Origin of the sequence: Rhizobium sp. ZPR4, from assembly GCF_040215725.1 — a bacterium.
Lineage (GTDB): Bacteria > Pseudomonadota > Alphaproteobacteria > Rhizobiales > Rhizobiaceae > Rhizobium > Rhizobium rhizogenes_D.
In genome coordinates, this window is the sequence record NZ_CP157969.1 from 1,142,143 (window position 1) to 1,159,347 (window position 17,205).

General features: G+C 60.1%; 13 protein-coding genes. 2 read left to right on the plus strand and 11 right to left on the minus strand.

Going from position 1 to position 17,205, the window contains the following annotated elements; genetic code table 11:
• Window positions 1-32: 32 nt before the first annotated feature.
• Complete coding sequence (locus tag ABOK31_RS32850; protein WP_349961930.1) at window positions 33-1,217, minus strand: MFS transporter; 1,185 nt, start codon at window positions 1,215-1,217, stop codon at window positions 33-35.
• A 37-nt stretch (window positions 1,218-1,254) separates the two neighbouring features.
• On the opposite strand from ABOK31_RS32850, the gene ABOK31_RS32855 reads away from it, so the two are divergent.
• Complete coding sequence (locus ABOK31_RS32855; RefSeq protein ID WP_349961931.1) at window positions 1,255-2,133, plus strand: helix-turn-helix transcriptional regulator; 879 nt, start codon at window positions 1,255-1,257, stop codon at window positions 2,131-2,133.
• Between the two features lie 41 nt (window positions 2,134-2,174).
• Here the strand turns inward: ABOK31_RS32855 and ABOK31_RS32860 are convergent, their stop codons facing one another.
• The 8 genes from ABOK31_RS32860 to gcl all read right to left on the minus strand — a co-directional run bounded on the left by ABOK31_RS32860 (window position 2,175) and on the right by gcl (window position 13,407).
• Window positions 2,175-3,803 carry an MFS transporter gene (locus tag ABOK31_RS32860; protein WP_349961932.1) on the minus strand — a complete coding sequence of 543 codons (1,629 nt, stop codon included), beginning with the start codon at window positions 3,801-3,803 and terminating at the stop codon, window positions 2,175-2,177.
• A gap of 185 nt (window positions 3,804-3,988) precedes the next feature.
• The gene (gene lepB / locus ABOK31_RS32865; RefSeq protein WP_349961935.1) at window positions 3,989-4,744 is read right to left on the minus strand and encodes a signal peptidase I; all 756 of its coding nucleotides are present in this window, start codon (window positions 4,742-4,744) and stop codon (window positions 3,989-3,991) included.
• Window positions 4,745-5,178: 434 nt separating this feature from the next.
• The gene (locus ABOK31_RS32870) at window positions 5,179-7,590 is read right to left on the minus strand and encodes an EAL domain-containing protein (RefSeq protein WP_174172289.1); all 2,412 of its coding nucleotides are present in this window, start codon (window positions 7,588-7,590) and stop codon (window positions 5,179-5,181) included.
• 11 nt (window positions 7,591-7,601) lie between these two features.
• On the minus strand, window positions 7,602-8,069 hold the full coding sequence (locus ABOK31_RS32875; protein WP_174172290.1) for a molybdopterin-dependent oxidoreductase: 468 nt from the start codon (window positions 8,067-8,069) through the stop codon (window positions 7,602-7,604).
• A gap of 552 nt (window positions 8,070-8,621) precedes the next feature.
• The gene (locus tag ABOK31_RS32880) at window positions 8,622-9,890 is read right to left on the minus strand and encodes a glycerate kinase (RefSeq protein ID WP_349961937.1); all 1,269 of its coding nucleotides are present in this window, start codon (window positions 9,888-9,890) and stop codon (window positions 8,622-8,624) included.
• 15 nt (window positions 9,891-9,905) lie between these two features.
• Window positions 9,906-10,790, minus strand: coding sequence for a 2-hydroxy-3-oxopropionate reductase (gene glxR / locus ABOK31_RS32885; RefSeq protein WP_349961939.1), 885 nt, complete (start codon window positions 10,788-10,790; stop codon window positions 9,906-9,908).
• Window positions 10,791-10,795: 5 nt separating this feature from the next.
• On the minus strand, window positions 10,796-11,611 hold the full coding sequence (gene hyi / locus ABOK31_RS32890) for a hydroxypyruvate isomerase (RefSeq protein WP_349961941.1): 816 nt from the start codon (window positions 11,609-11,611) through the stop codon (window positions 10,796-10,798).
• Between the two features lie 11 nt (window positions 11,612-11,622).
• Window positions 11,623-13,407, minus strand: coding sequence for a glyoxylate carboligase (gene gcl, locus ABOK31_RS32895; protein ID WP_349961943.1), 1,785 nt, complete (start codon window positions 13,405-13,407; stop codon window positions 11,623-11,625).
• A gap of 195 nt (window positions 13,408-13,602) precedes the next feature.
• Here gcl and bhcR point away from each other — a divergent pair, with 195 nt between their 5' ends.
• Entirely contained in the window at window positions 13,603-14,430 is an 828-nt protein-coding gene (bhcR, locus tag ABOK31_RS32900) for an HTH-type transcriptional regulator BhcR (RefSeq protein ID WP_349962853.1), read from the plus strand.
• Between the two features lie 63 nt (window positions 14,431-14,493).
• Here bhcR and guaD read toward each other — a convergent pair whose 3' ends face one another.
• Together guaD and ABOK31_RS32910 are read right to left on the minus strand one after the other, a co-directional pair.
• On the minus strand, window positions 14,494-15,837 hold the full coding sequence (gene guaD, locus ABOK31_RS32905; protein ID WP_349961945.1) for a guanine deaminase: 1,344 nt from the start codon (window positions 15,835-15,837) through the stop codon (window positions 14,494-14,496).
• Window positions 15,834-17,072, minus strand: a complete 1,239-nt coding sequence (locus ABOK31_RS32910; protein WP_174172296.1) for a urate hydroxylase PuuD — start codon at window positions 17,070-17,072, stop codon at window positions 15,834-15,836. Before ABOK31_RS32910 ends, guaD begins: the two co-directional genes overlap by 4 nt.
• Between the last annotated feature and the right edge of the window lie 133 nt (window positions 17,073-17,205).

The window sequence follows — 17,205 nt, forward strand, 5'->3', positions numbered from 1 at the left end:
CATCACGAGGCCTTGCCCTTTCCCAAGTGCCCTCAATCCTCCACGTTCGGCAGCAGGATCGTCAAAAGTCCGATCAGCGGCAGGAAGGCGCAAAGCTCGAAGACGAATTCGATGCTCGTATGGTCGGCGAGCACGCCGAGCGCAGCTGCCCCGATACCGCCCATGCCGAAGGCGAAGCCGAAAAACAGCCCGGACACCATACCGACACGACCGGGCAGCAATTCCTGTGCGTAGACGACGATCGCTGAAAAGGCAGATGCAATGACCGTGCCGATAATTGCGCTGAGAATGATCGTCGTCTCGAGATTGGCATGGGGCAGAACAACGGTGAAGGGCAGGATGCCGAGGATCGAGCCCCAGATGACTTTCTTGCGGCCGATGCGGTCGCCAACCGGGCCGCCGACCATCGTGCCGACGGCAACAGCGGCGAAGAACACGAACTGGCAGAGCTGAGCCGTCCGTTCGGTGACGCCGAAGCGGGCCATCAGGTAGAAATTATAGTAGCTGGTGAAGCTGGCGAGATAGAAGTACTTCGAGAAAATCAAGGCGATCAGCACGGCAATGGCAAGGCCGACGCGGGCGCGGGACAGGCTCAGGGCCTTGTGGACCTTGCCCGATTTTGCCGGTGCGCGCAGGTGGCTGCCATTGACCTGATACCAGCGGCCCAATCTTCCAAGAATGAGAATGCCGACGAATGCCAGGCTCGCAAGTGCGGCCATTCCATGCTGGCCATGCGGAAGAATGAAGAAAGCGGCGAGCAGCGGCCCGAGCGAAGTGCCGAAATTGCCGCCGACCTGGAACACCGACTGGGCAAAGCCATGCTTGCCGCCCGATGCCAGTCGCGCGATTCGTGAAGCTTCTGGATGGAAGATCGAGGAGCCGAGACCAAGCAGCATCGCGCCCATCAGCAGCATCGGATAGTTCGAGGCCATTCCGAGTGTGATCATACCAGCGCAGCTGCAGGCCATGCCGAACGGCAGTGAATAGGGTTGCGGTCGTCCATCCGTGTACCAGCCGACGAAGGGCTGCAGGATCGAGGCGGTGATCTGGTAGACGAAGGTCAACACGCCGAGCTGGGCGAAGCTCAGGTCAAAGCCGGTCTTCAGCACCGGATAGCTTGCCGGCAGCAGGGCCTGCGTGACATCGTTGATGAAATGGCCAAGACTGGCCACCATCAGGACCGGATATATCGTAGTGGCCGCGCGGGGCGGGTTCATGACCTGGCTCATGGCTCTCACTTTTCAATGATCTGCCGTGCTGATATTGGAAAACATCATCGCCCGCTACCGCGACAAGGCGCAATTCTTACGAGACTGGGCCAGAATGGTCAGGAACAGCCGCATAGATCCATTCATCGATGTCGACCGGCCTCTGATTGCGCTGGGCAACGAATATGGCGACGGCCACCGTGTCGAACCGCACCAGCATCGCCGCGCCCAATTGCTATACGGTTTTTCCGGCGTGGTGGTCGTGACCACGCCCGACGGCACGCTGGTCATGCCGCCGGAGCGCGGCATGTGGATCCCTCCGGGCGTGATCCACAGCGTGCGCATGCTCGGCAAGGTCAGCATGCGCAGTCTCTACATTGAGCCGGAAGCGATCAAGACAATGCCGGATCACTGTCAGGTGGTCGAAATCTCGCCTCTGCTGCGCACCTTGATTGCCGAAGCCGTCGATATTCCGGTCGACTACGACGTCAATGATCGGGCCGGCGTCTTGATGGCATTGCTTCTGCACGAACTGGCAAGGCTGAGGCCATTGCCATTGTCCTTGCCGATCCCGCGCAACAGGACGCTTGCTGAGAAGTGCCAGGATTTTCTGCGGCAGCCGACGACGCATGATACAATCGATCTATGGGCCGGCCACATGCGCATGAGCCGCCGCGCCTTTACCCGAATGTTTCGTCTGGAAACGGGGCTTAGCTTCGTCAAATGGCGGGAGCAGGCCTGCCTGCATGCCGCACTTCCGCGGCTTGTTGCCGGCGTGCCGGTGACGACGATCGCGATCGACCTCGGCTACAAGAACCCGGCCGCCTTCACGACCATGTTCAAGCGTGCCTTCGGCTATTCGCCACGCGAAATGGCGCGCCAGCATGCAGGAAGCGATTCAGGTGGAGCCAGTCTGCAGCCGTGAACGTCATGCCGGATGATCGGGAAGAGGGCGACGCAGCTCCGTCAGGTCGCGTCGAGATAGGGTTTCAACGGCATGTCGTCGTGTCTGGGCACCGTCTGCCGTTCGATCATGTGGTGGATGACCGGTGGCCGGTCGCCACGATGCAGCCTATCCAGATGTTCGGCGACCTCGACATCGGCGTGCGTCTGGCGCTGGCTGTGGCGGACATAGTCGATCCAGGTCGGCAGATGGTAGCTTTCCGTCCAGGTATTCGGCTTTTCCAGATCGCGCAATAGCGACCATTGCTTTGCGCCGTCGCGGATTCTCATCCGGCGGCGCTGGGCCATGACGGCCAGAAACTCCTGCACGTCCTCCTGCTCGATGTCATAATCCACCATGACCAGGATCGGGCCGCTTCTGGAACGCAGATCGAGCTGCAGTTGTGGTTCGCTGAAGGTATTTGTCGGGTCGAGATTGAGGGATTCGAAGTCCGGCTGGCGCAACACGAGACCAAGCAGGCCGCCGATGCCAAGGGCAGCACTTGCGATGAAGAGGGCGCCAGTGACGCCATGGGCGTCGGCCAGTTCACCCCAGAGCCAGCTTCCTACAGCCATGCCGCCGAAAGTGGCGGTCTGATAGAGCGACAGGGCGCGGCCGACGACCCAGCGTGGCGTCGACAGCTGAACCGTGACATTGAACAGCGAGAAGGCCTGCACCCAGGCGACGCCGGCAGGCATCAGGAGAAGACAGCTGAGCCATACCTGATTGCTGAGCGCCAGGAAGCAGCAGCTGATCGCCAGCGTGAAGAAGGCACCGCGGATCACCCATTCATTGCTCAGGATATCGCGAATGCGGCCGATCAGCATCGCGCTGCAGATGGCGCCGAAGCCGAAGAAGCCGAGCATGATACCGTAGGTGATCGCGGTGCCATGCACATGGTCGCGTGCAACGAGAGGCAGCAGGGCCAAAATGACGATCGCCGTCAGGCCGAAGACGAAGCCGCGGCACATTACCGTGAGGAGGTTGGGCGACATCAGCACATAGCGAAATCCGGCTGACATCGCGCTGCCGAAGGGCTCGCGCGGCAGCGTATTGTAGACGGGAGCCTTCTTCCAGCGCCATAGAGTTATGATGAGAGCAAAATAACAAAAGACGTTGAAGAGAAATGCGAAGGCCGCGCCCGCAGCCGCGACGATGACGCCGCCGATCGCCGGCCCGATACTGCGCATGAGGTTATAGCTCATGCTGTTGAGCGCCACGGCGCCCGGCAGATGTTCCCGCGGCACGACATCGCCCATGGAGGCCTGCCATGACGGATTGTGCAGCGCGCCGCCGCAGCCGATCAGGAAGGTGAAACAGAGCAGGAGCCAGGGGGTCAGGGCATTGCTGTAGGACAGCACCGCCAGCGTCGCGGATACGCTGAGCATCAGCGTCTGCGCGATCAGCATGATCCGTCTTCGATCGTAATTGTCGGCAAGCGCGCCGGCGGCGAGCGAAAAGATCATGACAGGCAGCGTCGTGGAGGACTGGACCAGCGCCACCATGCCGTGGGATGTGGCAAGGCTGGTCATGAGCCAGGCAGCACCCACGCCTTCGACCAAACCGCCGAGATTTGAGATGAGCGTTGCCGACCAGAGAGAGCGGAATGTCTTGGACTGAAACGCGACGAGCGGGGAGGTTCTATTGGGCATGTCGGCTTTTCTTCGCAGGATTATCTTGCTCGACGGCGCGGCGAAATCGCTCGAAGCCTATGCACAGCCGAGTCGAAATGGAGCCTATAGTGATTTGCTAATTTCTGAAACGATTTTGGAATAATATTCTCGCCAATGACGGCGGAATTGCGCGATTGCATGGGTAAGGCTGCAAAGAACGATTTTTACTCGAGCAACGTGCCGATGCGATCGGGGTCAGGAGAAACGAAGATGACCACGGCCTCCCCGGAAACATCCTTGGCAGAAACGAATCCGTTTTCGCCGAACTGATCGGGAAAACGGCTGTCGACCGAATTGTGCCTGTTGTCACCCAGCACGAAATAATGACCGGCGGGTACTTCGAATGGGCCTGCCTCATCCTGACCGGCGACTGCATGATCCGTCATTGCGGTCCTATAGCGCCGTCCCTCTGGCGTCGTCTCCTCAAGAATTCTAGCCGCATTGCCGAAGAGATCCGTCATCGTGCGATCCGTCGGCACCGCCGCAAAGGCCTTGCCGTCGACGAAAACCGTACCATCGTGCAACTCTACCTTTTCACCGGGAAGACCGATCAGCCGTTTGACGTACAAGACCGGCTTATCCGGAGAGGCGTAGTATTTGCTGGAAAAGACGATGATGTCACCACGCTTCGGTTCCGTGTCCTTATAGGGCCTTGTCATCAAGACTTCCCTTTCCTGAAGGCTCGGCGCCATGGAGGATGCGGGCACGGTTCGCATGGTCATGCCGCAAAAATCGCGCTGGAAGCCGGCAGCATCGCAATCGGCTGGGGCCACAGCCGATAAGGCCCGGGCCGCCTTGCCCGCCAGCCCCTGCATCTCGGCTGGATTCGTCTTCCATAGCCCCGCCTTCGCAAGAAGAAGCGGATAGGCTGGCCCGATAAATCGCATGAACTCCTGTTGGCGTGTATCGTCAGCCGCCACAGCCTCTCCTGCGATGAGGAGAACCGACAATCCCGCTACCAGCACTCTACTTCGGAAAGAGAAACTCACATTGTCCTCGCAAGTCACGAACCGAACATGAAGCCTCAAGATTGTGCGTGGAGCGACGAAGGCAAGTGCGAAATGACGTCGAGCGTGCGATCATCGGTGCGGCATGATCGACACAAAGGGATTGCCGATGTCCTATCCGCCTTCCAATCCAATTGGGTAGCTCACCTAAATCTACGGTAGATGCTAATATTCTAATTACTGGCCTGAATGCCACCCTCGGGCCAGACAGTGCAGCGTCCGACGACTGCCCATCCTTTGTCGTCGGACGCACCTCTCAATATCGGCATCAGCTTTGAACGGCAGACTGCTTTCCGCGAAAACCTGTGCCTCACCCATCAGGTCAATGCCGCGCAGTCGGGAGTGGGCTAGTATTGCCCGTCCGCAGAATCAGCGTCTGCAGCCTTGCCCGAACTTTTGTCTCTGCCAGATTTTGGGCCTCGAACGTTTGAGGCTCCGCTCTCATCACCGGCGTCGCTGTTCTTCCGGCCGATCATGGTACGGAATTCGGTTTCCGGGACAGGCGGGCTGAAGTAATAGCCCTGACTCTCCGAGCAGCCGGCCTTGATGACCATGTCGAGCTGGGTCTGCGTCTCGACGCCCTCCGCCGTGGTCAGCATCTTGAGATTGCGACCGAGCGTAGCGATGGACTGGACGATGGCAAAGCTGTCAGGCCGGTTTTCCAAGTCGCGCACGAAACTGCGGTCGATCTTCAGCTTGTCGAAGGGGAAGCGCTGCAGATAGTTCAGCGAAGAATAGCCGGTGCCGAAATCGTCAAGTGCGATGGTCAAGCCGAGCGAACGCAGCCGGTTCAGCACCTCAAGGTTCGCGGCATTGTCTCGCAGAAGTACCGACTCCGTGATTTCCAGTTCCAGTCGACGCGCATCGAATTCGGTAAGTTCCAACACGGTCTTGACCGTATCGACCAGGTCCGTCTGACGGAACTGAACCGGAGAGAGGTTGACTGAAACGCGCACGTCCTCGGGCCAGTTAAGCGCATCTTGGCATGCCTGCTCCAGCACCCATTTGCCGAGCGCATCGATGAAGCCGGTTTCCTCTGCCAGCGGGATGAATTCGGCCGGCGGGATCAGCCCGCGCTCTGGATGGCGCCAGCGTACCAGCGCCTCACTGGCAACGATCTTGCGGGTCTTGAGCGAAATCTGCGGTTGGTAATGAACCTCGAATTGCCCAAGCTTGATGCCGTGGCGCATATCCGCCTCCAGATTACGCCGGTTCTGGAGATCCTCTTCCATCTGCGGAGAGAAGATGCGGTAGACGCCCTTACCATCAGCTTTGGCCTGGTATAGTGCCAGGTCGGCATTCTTCATCAGTTGGCCGGTATCACCGCCAGCGCGCGATGCGACTGCGATACCGATACAGGTACTGACGACGATCTCGTTGCCGTTGATACGGTAAGGCCGGCTAATGTTGGTTATGAGGCGCTCCGACAGGTCGCGGGCGCTGTCGAGTGTGGAATCCAGACACCTGTGCAGCACGGCGAATTCGTCACCGCCCAATCGTGCCACGATGTCCTGTTGTGATGCGGTGTTGCGCAGCCGCCTGGCGACCTTGCGCAGCAACACGTCGCCGACAGGGTGGCCCAGCGTGTCGTTGACTTCCTTGAAGCGGTCGAGATCGAGATAGAGTATGGTAAATAATTGGCCGCCGGCCGCCAATCCACGCAGTGCGTGGCCGACGCTTTCCCAGAATAGTAACCGGTTAGGCATGTCGGTCAGCGCGTCATGATGGGCCATATGCACCACGCGATCCTGCGCGCGATGACGCTCGCTGACATCCTCGAAAGTGCAAACCCAGCCGCCTTCACCCGTCGGTTCGTGCGATACGGCCAGCACCATGCCGTTTGCAAGATGATGGATATGGTCGCTGAGCACGGCGATGTCGTTCCGGACACGAGCCTTATCGCCAGCAACGCCGCGCGGCCCGCTGGTTGACAATCCGGGGGGCAGCAATTCGGGCGCGATGAGATCGGCCAGCGGGGTACCGATCCTTGCCCGGACTTCATCGAGACCGAACAGGGTCAGGAAACGGGGATTGTGAACGATGACGCGATATTGGTCGTCGAGCAGGCAAAGACCGAGGGACATGGCCTCCATTGCCGCATCGAACCGGGCATTCTGGATCGCCAGGGTCTGCTCCTTGGCCTGCAGGATCTTTTGGGCCCGACCCAAAAGGCCATTGTGAATGAGCAGCAGCAGAATCAGCAGGCAGCCGCCGATAAGCATGCCGACGGTGACCCAGGTCAGGGCCAATTGCAGCCCAAGAAGGCCGCGCCGATCCTCGGCAATGCGCGCCGAATACCACATGTTGCTGTCGCTGGAGAGGCGCGCCAGCTTCGGGTAGATCGGTTCCAGGATCGTGAGGATACGCGCCGGTGTTCCAGGCACGGAAAGCTGGCTAAGGAGCGGCCGGGTCTGGTTGAGCGCATCTTCGAGGTCGTCGAGGGTCTCGCCGATATGCGGATTCGATTGTACGAACTTCTCGACCCCGTTGGACCGCAGGGTCTTGAGGCGATTGACGACGATATCGAAGCGCAGCCTGACCTCATGGGCATCGACGCTGCCGTCGTTCATGCCCATGGCGCTGACGCGCTGTTCGAGTCTGGTGAACTCACTCGGAGCTTGGGCTATCGTCCAGGTGATATTGCCCAAGCCGACATCTTGCAGTGCGGTCTGGCGCTGGAAGACCAAGGCGGAAATATAGATCGCCGAGGTGATGAAACCCAGGATCACAATTATCAGCGCTGTGCGGAGGTAGCGCATGCGGTCCGGGGCTATTTCACGGAGATTGCCTTGACCTGCCAGACGGCACGACCGTGATAGGGCTGTCCCTGCAGGATGGGGTTGCTGTCGAATGGATACATCACAAAGAACGGACCCTGATCGTCAATGGGCATATATGCGCCGTTGCGCTTGACGGCGAGGATCGTGCCGAACTTGGTGAAATCGCTGGTCGGGATATCGACGCTATAATCATTGAGGGCAATGACTGTGGCCGTCGCACCTTGGGCCTTGGCTTTTTCAAGCAACAGCGCCATCGGCACGCCTTCAAAGTTGACCACACCGTCATTCCAGGGCGTCGAAGTCTTGATCGACACGAGGCCCATCGCCTCAAGCTGATTGCGATCGAACGTCACCGAGCCTGAGGAGCTGGTAATCGTCACTGACGGCACGTCCTGCGCCAGGGCGGGCGCGACGAACGCAGCAAGGACTGCAAAAATAATTGAGGCGAGAAGACGCATTGAGGGTCCGATGCTTTCGGGGTATGGGCCTTGCCCGTTCTATCTCCAGCCTGCACAACTGGCTGTTAAAGATCGGTTAAGTTCCACAGGGCAATGGAAACAAACTTAACAGCTCAAGATTGGGCGTAGCATTCGTCGGAACTCGCTGATCTATCTCCAGGTCGGTAAGCTCCGGGTTGCGTGCCGCTGATCTGCACTTTTGCTATGAAGTCGACGGGTGCCGATATGGACTTTTTCGGCAGCTTCGGCAGCTGTAAAGGTCCTGCGATTTCATCCCCCCATCAATCATACCAAAGAAGTGCGGTGACCGGTTCAAAAAGTGACTGGCGCAACAGCGCTTTCTCTTTGCTACTCCTCGATAATGAGGAAGTGCAACAAATTCATGATAGATGTAGCAACCGGCTTGCCCGCAACGGTTGGCCTTGCGAGTAAGAAAAATAGTTCAGCTTTCTAATGAATTCATACGCTTTCTAATCGCGCCGCTCAATACAGAATGCGTCACGCCATCGGCAGCGTATTCTCCAACTCGCTCGATCGGCAGGCGGCGATGATCTATTGCAGCAGGATCGCGCGGAAGTCGTTGACGTTCGTGCCGGTCGGGCCGCTGATGAAAAGATCGTCGAGAGCGGCGAAGGCCGACCAGCTGTCGTTGCGCCCCAGGAATTCGGCCGCATTTTTTTCCAGCTCGGCAAGCCGCGAAACTGTGGCGCCGTCGGCAAAGGCACCGGCATTGTCCTCCGAGCCGTCGATGCCGTCAGTATCGGCGGCGAGCGCTGCAATACCTTTCTGGCCGGAAATGGCGCAGGCGAAGGATAGCAGGAACTCGCTGTTACGGCCGCCCTTGCCTTTGCCCTTGATCGTAACCGTAGTTTCACCGCCAGACAGAAGGAGCATGGGGCCTTGCGACGCCAGACCCCGATGCGAGATCTTGGCTACGATCGCAGCATGTTGGCGACCGACCTCGGATGCTTCGCCCTCGATGGCATCGGAAAGCACGATGGTCTCGACGCCGGCATTACGGGCGACATCGGCAGCGGCATCCAGTGCGATGGCCGCCGAAGCAACGAGCTTCACCTCGTTACGGGCGAAACGGGGGTCTAAAGGCAACGGCGGCTCGTCCCTGCCATCTTTGAGATGACGCATCACTGCTTCCGGCAAATCGAGACTATAATGTTCTATGATTGCAAGTGCATTGGCGCGGGTTGTCTCGTCGGCAATGGTCGGGCCGGAGGCGACCAGGGCGGGGTTGTCGCCGGGAATATCGGAAACGACGAGCGAGACCACGCGGGCCGGATAGGCAAGGGCGGCGAGCCGCCCTCCCTTTATGCGGGAAACCTGCTTGCGCACGGCGTTCATGGCGCTGATTGGCGCACCGGAGGCAAGTAGGGCCCGATTGACGGCGATTTCGTCGGCAAGCGTGAGATCGTTGGCCGGAGCCGGCAGCAATGCCGAGCCGCCGCCACAGATGAGGGCAACGACCAGATCATCTTCCGAAAGACCGCTTACTGCTGCCATCAGTCGATCTGATGCGTGCAGGCCATTTTCGTCGGGCACGGGATGGGCGGCCTCAAGAACTTCGATACGCTCGCAGGCAACGGCATAGCCGTAACGCGTGACGACGACACCGGATAGCGGTGCGTCCCACAGGCGTTCGAAGGCGCGTGCCATCTGCGCCGCTCCCTTGCCGGCGCCGACCACCACCGTTCGGCCCTTCGGCTTTTCCGGCAGGTGGGCGGCGAGCGCCTTGTCCGGATCGGCCGCAGCGACGGCCGCGTAGAAGAGCTTTTCCAGAAAGGCGCGGGGATCGGCAATGCTCGGCATCGGGTCTCTCACACGTTACGCGACGGGATGGTTCGCCATGCGCTCAAGCGCCTTGACGAGACCGGAATGGTCGAGCCCGCTGTCGCCATTGGCGGCACACTGATTGAAGAGCTCCTGCGTTGCTGCGGTATTCGGCAGCGACACGCCAAGCGCTTTGGCGCCCTGCAGCGCAAGGTTCAGATCCTTCTGATGCAGCGAGATGCGGAAGCCGGGTTCGAAGGTGCGCTTGATCATGCGCTCGCCATGCACTTCGAGGATGCGCGAGGAGGCAAAGCCGCCCATCAGGGCCGAGCGCACGCGGGCGGGATCGGCCCCCGCCTTCGAGGCGAAGACAAGTGCCTCGGACACGGCCTCGATCGTCAATGCGACGATGATCTGATTGGCGACCTTGGTGACCTGGCCATCGCCGCAATCGCCGACGAGCGTGATGTTCTTGCCCATCAGCTGGAAGAGCGGCAGCGCCCGCTCGAAACTTGCCTCGGAACCGCCGGCCATGATCGAGAGCGAGGCGTTCTTGGCGCCAACCTCGCCGCCTGAAACCGGAGCGTCAACATATTCGGCGCCGGTCTCACGAACTCTCCTGGCGAATTCCTTGGTCTCGATCGGCGAGATCGAGCTCATGTCGATGACGAGCTTGCCTTTCGAAAGGCCATAGGCAACGCCGTTCTCGCCGAAGAGAACATCCTTGACCTCGGGCGTATCCGGCAGCATCAGGATGATGGTGTCGACGGTTTCAGCGAGCGCCTTCGGCGTCTCGACGAATTGCAGGCCGTTGTCGAGCAGCTCCTGGCGCGGCGGAATGGAAAACTTTGATGTGACGACGATGTGGCCGGCATTTTGCAGGTGGCGCGCCATGGGGGTTCCCATGATGCCGAGGCCGATAAATCCGATATGTGCCATGGTTGTTAGCTCCTGATATTGAGAATGGCTGCGCCTTCGGCGTGGCGGCCGGCTGCGGCAAACCAGCCGAGCCCCGCAGCAGTCGTGGTGCGCGGCTTGTATTCGCAGCCGATCCAGCCGTCGTAGCCGAGCGCGTCGAGCGCATTGAAGATAAAGGGATAGGCGATCTCGCCGGTGCCCGGTTCATTACGACCCGGATTATCGGCAAGCTGCACATGCGCAATCTGCGCCTGGTGCTTCTTGAATGTCCCGATCAGCTCGCCCTCGGTGCGCTGCTGATGGTAGAGATCATATTGGATGAACAGGTTGTTGCTGCCGACTTCGGCGATGATCGAAGCGGCCTGATCCGGCGTGTTGAGGAAGAAGCCGGGAATGTCGAACCTGTTGATCGGCTCGATCAGCAGCCGGATTCCATGCTTGCCCAATTCGGCAGCCGCGTATTTGAGATTGGCGACGAAGGTCGTCCGCAACGCTTCATCGGCGACACCGACCGGCGCAATGCCCGAGAGGCAATTGATTTGGCTGCAGCCGAGCGTCGTTGCGTAGTCGATCGCCGAGGCAACGCCGCGGCGGAATTCGTCGATGCGATCCGGCAGGATCGCGATCCCCCGCTCGCCGCCGGCCCAGTTGCCGGCGGGCAGATTGTGCAGCACCTGCGTCAGGCCATGGCGATCGAGTTCGGCGCGCAGCGCCTCCTTCGCGAAATCATAGGGGAAGAGGTATTCGACACCCTCGAAGCCTGCCTTGGCGGCAAGTGCGAAGCGATCCAGAAACGGCGCCTCGGTGAAGAGCATGGTCAGATTGGCCGCAAATTTCGGCATTTTTTTCTCCTTCAGTCCAGCAGAGCGAGGATTGCCGTCGGTGCATCCTCGCCGCGCTCGGCAAGTTCCTCGAACTCGACGACCGCATTGATGTCGGCGCCCATGGCGATGTTGGTGACGCGCTCCAGAATGAACTCGATGACGACCGGAACCTGGTGTTCCTTCATGAGCTGTTGCGCCGTCGTGAAAGCCTCCTGGAATTCGTTCGGGCTGCGAACGCGGATCGCCTTGCAGCCGAGGCCTTCGGCAACGGCGACGTGATCGACGCCATAGCCGGGTTCGGCGTTGTCAGTGGCATTGATGTTGTCGAAGGCGAGACTGACCTCGAAATCCATGTTGAAGCCGCGCTGGGCCTGGCGAATGAGGCCGAGATAGGAATTGTTCACGACCACATGCAGGTAGGGGAGCTTGTGCTGCGCGCCGACGGCCAATTCCTCGATGAGGAACTGGAAGTCGTAGTCGCCGGATAGGGCGACGATCGGGCGGTCCGGATCTGCGGCGCGCACGCCAAGGGCTGCCGGCAGGGTCCAGCCGAGCGGGCCAGCCTGGCCGCAATTGATCCAGTTGCGCGGCTTGTAGACATGCAGGAACTGTGCGCCGGCAATCTGGCTGAGCCCGATGGTCGAGACATAGCAGGTGTCGCGATCGAAAGCCTTGTTCATCTCCTCGTAAACGCGCTGAGGCTTCAGCGGTGTCTGGTCGAAATGCGTCTTGCGCAGCATGGTGCGCTTGCGCTCGCGGCATTCCTCCGCCCATGTCGACCAGTTGCGCAGTTTGCCTTCGGTCTTCCATTCTGTGGCGACGTCGAGGAAGAGCTTCAGCGCGGCACCCGCATCTGAGACGATGCCGAAATCGGGGGCGAAGACACGGCCGATCTGGGTCGGCTCGATATCGACATGCACGAAGGTCCGACCCTCGGTATAGGTCGAGACGTTGCCGGTGTGGCGATTGGCCCAGCGATTGCCGATGCCAAGCACGAAGTCGGAGCCGAGCAGCGTCGCATTGCCGTAGCGATGCGAGGTCTGCAGCCCGCACATGCCGGCCATCAGCGGATGGTCGTCCGGGATCGTGCCCCAGCCCATCAGAGTCGGAATGACCGGAACGCCGGTGATTTCGGCGAATTCGACCAGCAGGTCGGAAGCATCGGCATTGATGATGCCGCCGCCGGCGACAATCAGCGGCCGTTCGGCCGCGTTCAGCATGGCAAGCGCCTTTTCGGCCTGCGCACGTGTCGCCGAGGGCTTGTAGGGGTCAAGCGAGGCATAGGTGTCGATGTCGAACTCGATTTCCGCGACCTGAACATCAACGGGCAGGTCGATGAGGATGGGGCCGGGGCGACCCGAGCGCATCGTGTGGAACGCCTTCTGGAAGACGTAAGGGACGAGCGCCGGCTCCATGACGGTAACCGCCCATTTGGTGACCGGGGCTGCGATCTTGGCGATATCGACGGCCTGGAAATCCTCCTTGTCGAGGCGGGCGCGCGGCGCCTGGCCGGTAATGCACAAGATCGGGATCGAGTCGGCCGAGGCCGAATAAAGGCCGGTGATCATGTCGGTGCCGGCAGGCCCAGACGTTCCGATACAGACGCCGATATTGCCGGCGCGGGCGCGGGTATAGCCCTCGGCCATATGGCTTGCACCTTCGACATGACGGGCAAGCACATGGCGGATAGAGCCGCGCGCTTTCATCGCCGAGTAGAAGGGGTTGATCGCAGCGCCGGGAACGCCGAAGGCGCAATTGACACCTTCCTTTTCCAGAACCAGCACCGCGGCATCGACTGCGCGCATCTTCGCCATGGGAATTTCCTCCGTTTCTGGATTGAAGGTACCGCATGCGCCGACGGGCGCAATCATAAAATGGAAATCAATCCCATGATATGGAAATAAACATTTTCAACAAATCTGGAACAATCGAGGCGAAGCGGATATGTCATGAAGCCGAAGCATGCCGCGCCAAACTGCGCGGCGCGCTTTCGGTCAAAAGTGGGCGTCATGGCGGAAAATCGGGAAAAGACGAGGGGCAGGCCGGGCCGGAAACCGGCGGAGAATGCGGCCGCCTCGTCCGTGCAGGTGCTCGATCGCAGTTTGAAACTGCTGGAACTGGTAGCCGAAGCCGATGGCGCGGTTCTGACCGATCTCGCCGACAGATCGGGCATGGCGCCTTCCACCGTGCACCGGCTGCTGACCTCTCTCGCCCAGCATGGCATGGTAACCCATGACGGCGAGACCGGCGTCTGGACGATCGGGGTGAAAGCCTTCGAGATCGGAACGGCCTACTTACGCTTCCGCAAGCTTGGCACGATCAGCCGGCCCTTTCTCAAGCAGTTGATGGAGGCGTCTGGCGAGACCGCCAATATCGCCATCGAGGAGGATGGTGATGTCGTCTTCATCTCCCAAGCGGAAAGTCACGCGCCGATGCGCGCCTTCTTCCGCCCCGGCAGGCGTGGACCGATCCATGCTTCGGGTATCGGCAAGGCGATCCTTTCCACCTGGGCGGACAGCCAGATCGAGGCGTTGCTCAAAGGGCGGTCGTTGCAGCATTTCACCGATAAGACCCGCGATACGTTGCCCATGCTGCTCAATGATGTGGCCGAGATCCGCTCACGCGGCTGGTCGATCGACGATGAGGAGCACACGCTCGGCATGCGATGCGTTGCGGCGCCGATCTTCGACGAATATGGCGAAGCTATTGCCGGCATCTCGATTTCAGGCCCGGCCGTGCGGCTGCCGGACGAAAGGGTCGCAGCACTTGGCCCGGTTGTGCGGGCGGCAGCGGAAGAATTGACGAAGGCGATGGGCGGACGGTTGAAGCGAACCTGAACGACAACGCCGCCGTCTCCTCTCCGGAGACGACGGCGTCGACAGTCCACCGCACAAGTGGGGTCAGGCGAGCTGCAATTGCTCGCGTGCGATCGTGTGCGCCTTCTTGACCGTAGTCTTCATCGCCTTGCCGGCAACGTAGACTTCCGTAACGCAGCGATCGTCGCCCATGGTCTGCAGGATGAAGAGTTCTTCGGCCAATGAGGTCGCGGTGCGCATGCGGAATTCCATCGCCGACTTGGCGCTGGAATCAAGCACGACGATATCGGCATCCGCACCTGGCTGCAGCGAACCGATGTGGCTTTCGAGGCCGAGCGCCAGGGCATTGCCGCGCGTCATGCGATAGAAAGAGTTGAACGGCGTCAGTCTTTGTCCTTGCAGGTGCAACACCTTGTAGGCCTCATCCATCGTTTCCAGCATCGAGAAGCTGGTGCCGGCGCCGACGTCGGTCGCAACCGACCAGCGCGCGCCGAGCCTGTCGAATTGCGCGGTGTTGAAGAGCCCGGAGCCGAGGAAGAGGTTCGAGGTCGGGCAGAAGACACCGACCGCGCCGGTTTCGGCGAGCACCGCGACTTCCCGTTCGCTCATATGGATGCAGTGACCGAGCAGCATGCGATCGTTGAGCAGGCCGTAACGAGCGTAGATATCCGTATAGTCCTTCGCCTCGGGATAGAGAGAGGTGGCAAAGGCGATCTCATCGCGATTTTCGGAGAGGTGCGTCTGGACGTAGCAGTCCGGATGCTCGGCGACGAGTGCCTTGCTCATCTCCATCTGCTCGGGCGTCGAGGTGATGGCAAAGCGCGGGCTGATCGCATAATGGCCGCGGCCGCGGCCATGCCATTTCTCGATCAGCCGCTTGGTCTCGTCGTAGCCGCGCTGCGGCGTATCGCGCAGTGCATCCGGCGCATTGCGATCCATCATGACCTTGCCGCCGATCATCAACATGCCGCGCGCTTCAGCGGCAGCAAAATACGCATCGACGCTTTCCGGATGCACGGAGCAATAGGCGACCGCCGTCGTCGTACCGTTCGACAGGAGTTCGTCCATGAAGCGGTCCGCCACTTCGGCGGCATGCGCGGCGCGGGCGAATTTCTGTTCCTCGACGAAAATATAGGTATTCAGCCATTCGAGCAGCTGGGCGCCATAGGAGGCGATTGCCTGCGTCTGCGGGAAATGAAGGTGCGTGTCGATAAAGCCCGGCAGGATAAGGTTCGGGCGATGGTCCGCGATCCGGATACCGGCGTCAGCCAGCTTGCGAACATCATTATACAAGCCGATATCAACGATCTTTCCATCGCGAACATAGACGGCGCCGTCCTCGATATAACGATAGGATGCGGCATCATCGATCCCTTGCGGTTCGGCAAGGAAGGTGAGAACGCGGCCACGGATCAGGATTTCAGTCATTGGGTCTTCTCCCCATTGATGGCACTTTCGTACCAGGAGACGAGCAGTCGGCGCTCCTCGTCGGTAATGTGCGAGGCATTGGCCGGCGGCATGGCGTGGCTGCGGCCGGCCTGCAGGTATATTTCGCGGGCATGAGCGGCGATGTCGCGGTCGGTTTCGAACATCACGCCCTTTGGCGGAGCGACGATGCCTTCCCAGCTCGGCTCCTTCGCATGGCACATGGAGCAGCGTCCCATCACGGTATCGCGGACCTTCGGGAAATCCTGCGCGGCTATGAAAGGCTGCTGGGTGGCGGAAATCTTCGTTGTGGGTTCGCCCGTCAGGATCTTCGGCACCGTTGAGAGCCACATGATGACGATGAAGAGGATGACGGTGATCAGCCAGGTCCAGGTCGGGTTGCCGGCATTGGCGTGGCGGGTGTTGAACCAGTGGCGGATCGTGACACCCATCAGGAAGACGAGCGAGGCGATGATCCAGTTGAACTGCGTGCCGAACGCCAGCGGATAGTGGTTCGACAGCATCAGGAACAGCACCGGCAGCGTCAGGTAGTTGTTGTGTGTCGAGCGCTGCTTGGCGATGCGGCCATATTTCGGATCGGGCTTGCGGCCGGCGATCAGGTCGGCAACGACGATCTTCTGGTTCGGAATGATGATGAAGAACACGTTGGCCGACATGATCGTCGCGGTGAAGGCGCCGAGATGCAGGAAGGCGGCACGGCCGGTAAAGAGATGCGTATAACCCCAGGCGACCGCCACCAGAATGAAATAGAGCGCCACCATCAGCCGCGTATTGTCATTGCCGAACGGCGACTTGCAGATCAGGTCGTACAGGAGCCAGCCGCCGGCGATCGAGCCGAGCGAAATGGCGATCGCCACGGGCTTGGAGACGTCGAGCACGGCCGGATCGATCATGTAGAGGTCGGCGCCGGCATAATAGACGAGACAGAGCATGCCGAAGCCTGAAAGCCAGGTGACATAGCTTTCCCATTTGAACCAGACGAGGTGCTCCGGCATGTTGGCGGGCGCCACCAGATATTTCTGGATATGGTAGAAGCCGCCGCCATGGACCTGCCATTCCTCGCCATAGGCGCCTGGTGGCAGTTGCGGATGCTTCTTGAGGCCGAGGTCGAGCGCGACGAAATAGAATGAGGAACCGATCCAGGCGATCGCCGTGATCACGTGCAGCCAGCGGACGGCGAAGGTTATCCAGTCCCAGGCGATGGCATATTCGTACATGGGAACTCCCTCCCGATCTTCATCGACTGTTTGCCATCGCTCGATTTTCTCGAAAATCCCGGTTAATCCGCCAACACTTTCAAAAAAATCTATAAGATGACCCCTGCTTTGTTCCGCACGCCGATGTGGTAGA

Bases quoted from the DNA above. Each gene is read 5' to 3' on its own strand.
- bhcR (WP_349962853.1), top strand. From the start codon at position 13,603: ATGGCGGAAAATCGGGAAAAGACGAGGGGCAGGCCGGGCCGGAAACCG.
- ABOK31_RS32880 (WP_349961937.1), bottom strand. From the start codon at position 9,890: ATGCCGAGCATTGCCGATCCCCGCGCCTTTCTGGAAAAGCTCTTCTAC.
- ABOK31_RS32850 (WP_349961930.1), bottom strand. From the start codon at position 1,217: ATGAACCCGCCCCGCGCGGCCACTACGATATATCCGGTCCTGATGGTG.
- ABOK31_RS32875 (WP_174172290.1), bottom strand. From the start codon at position 8,069: ATGCGTCTTCTCGCCTCAATTATTTTTGCAGTCCTTGCTGCGTTCGTC.
- glxR (WP_349961939.1), bottom strand. From the start codon at position 10,790: ATGGCACATATCGGATTTATCGGCCTCGGCATCATGGGAACCCCCATG.
- ABOK31_RS32910 (WP_174172296.1), bottom strand. From the start codon at position 17,072: ATGTACGAATATGCCATCGCCTGGGACTGGATAACCTTCGCCGTCCGC.
- hyi (WP_349961941.1), bottom strand. From the start codon at position 11,611: ATGCCGAAATTTGCGGCCAATCTGACCATGCTCTTCACCGAGGCGCCG.
- gcl (WP_349961943.1), bottom strand. From the start codon at position 13,407: ATGGCGAAGATGCGCGCAGTCGATGCCGCGGTGCTGGTTCTGGAAAAG.
- guaD (WP_349961945.1), bottom strand. From the start codon at position 15,837: ATGACTGAAATCCTGATCCGTGGCCGCGTTCTCACCTTCCTTGCCGAA.
- ABOK31_RS32860 (WP_349961932.1), bottom strand. From the start codon at position 3,803: ATGCCCAATAGAACCTCCCCGCTCGTCGCGTTTCAGTCCAAGACATTC.
- ABOK31_RS32870 (WP_174172289.1), bottom strand. From the start codon at position 7,590: ATGCGCTACCTCCGCACAGCGCTGATAATTGTGATCCTGGGTTTCATC.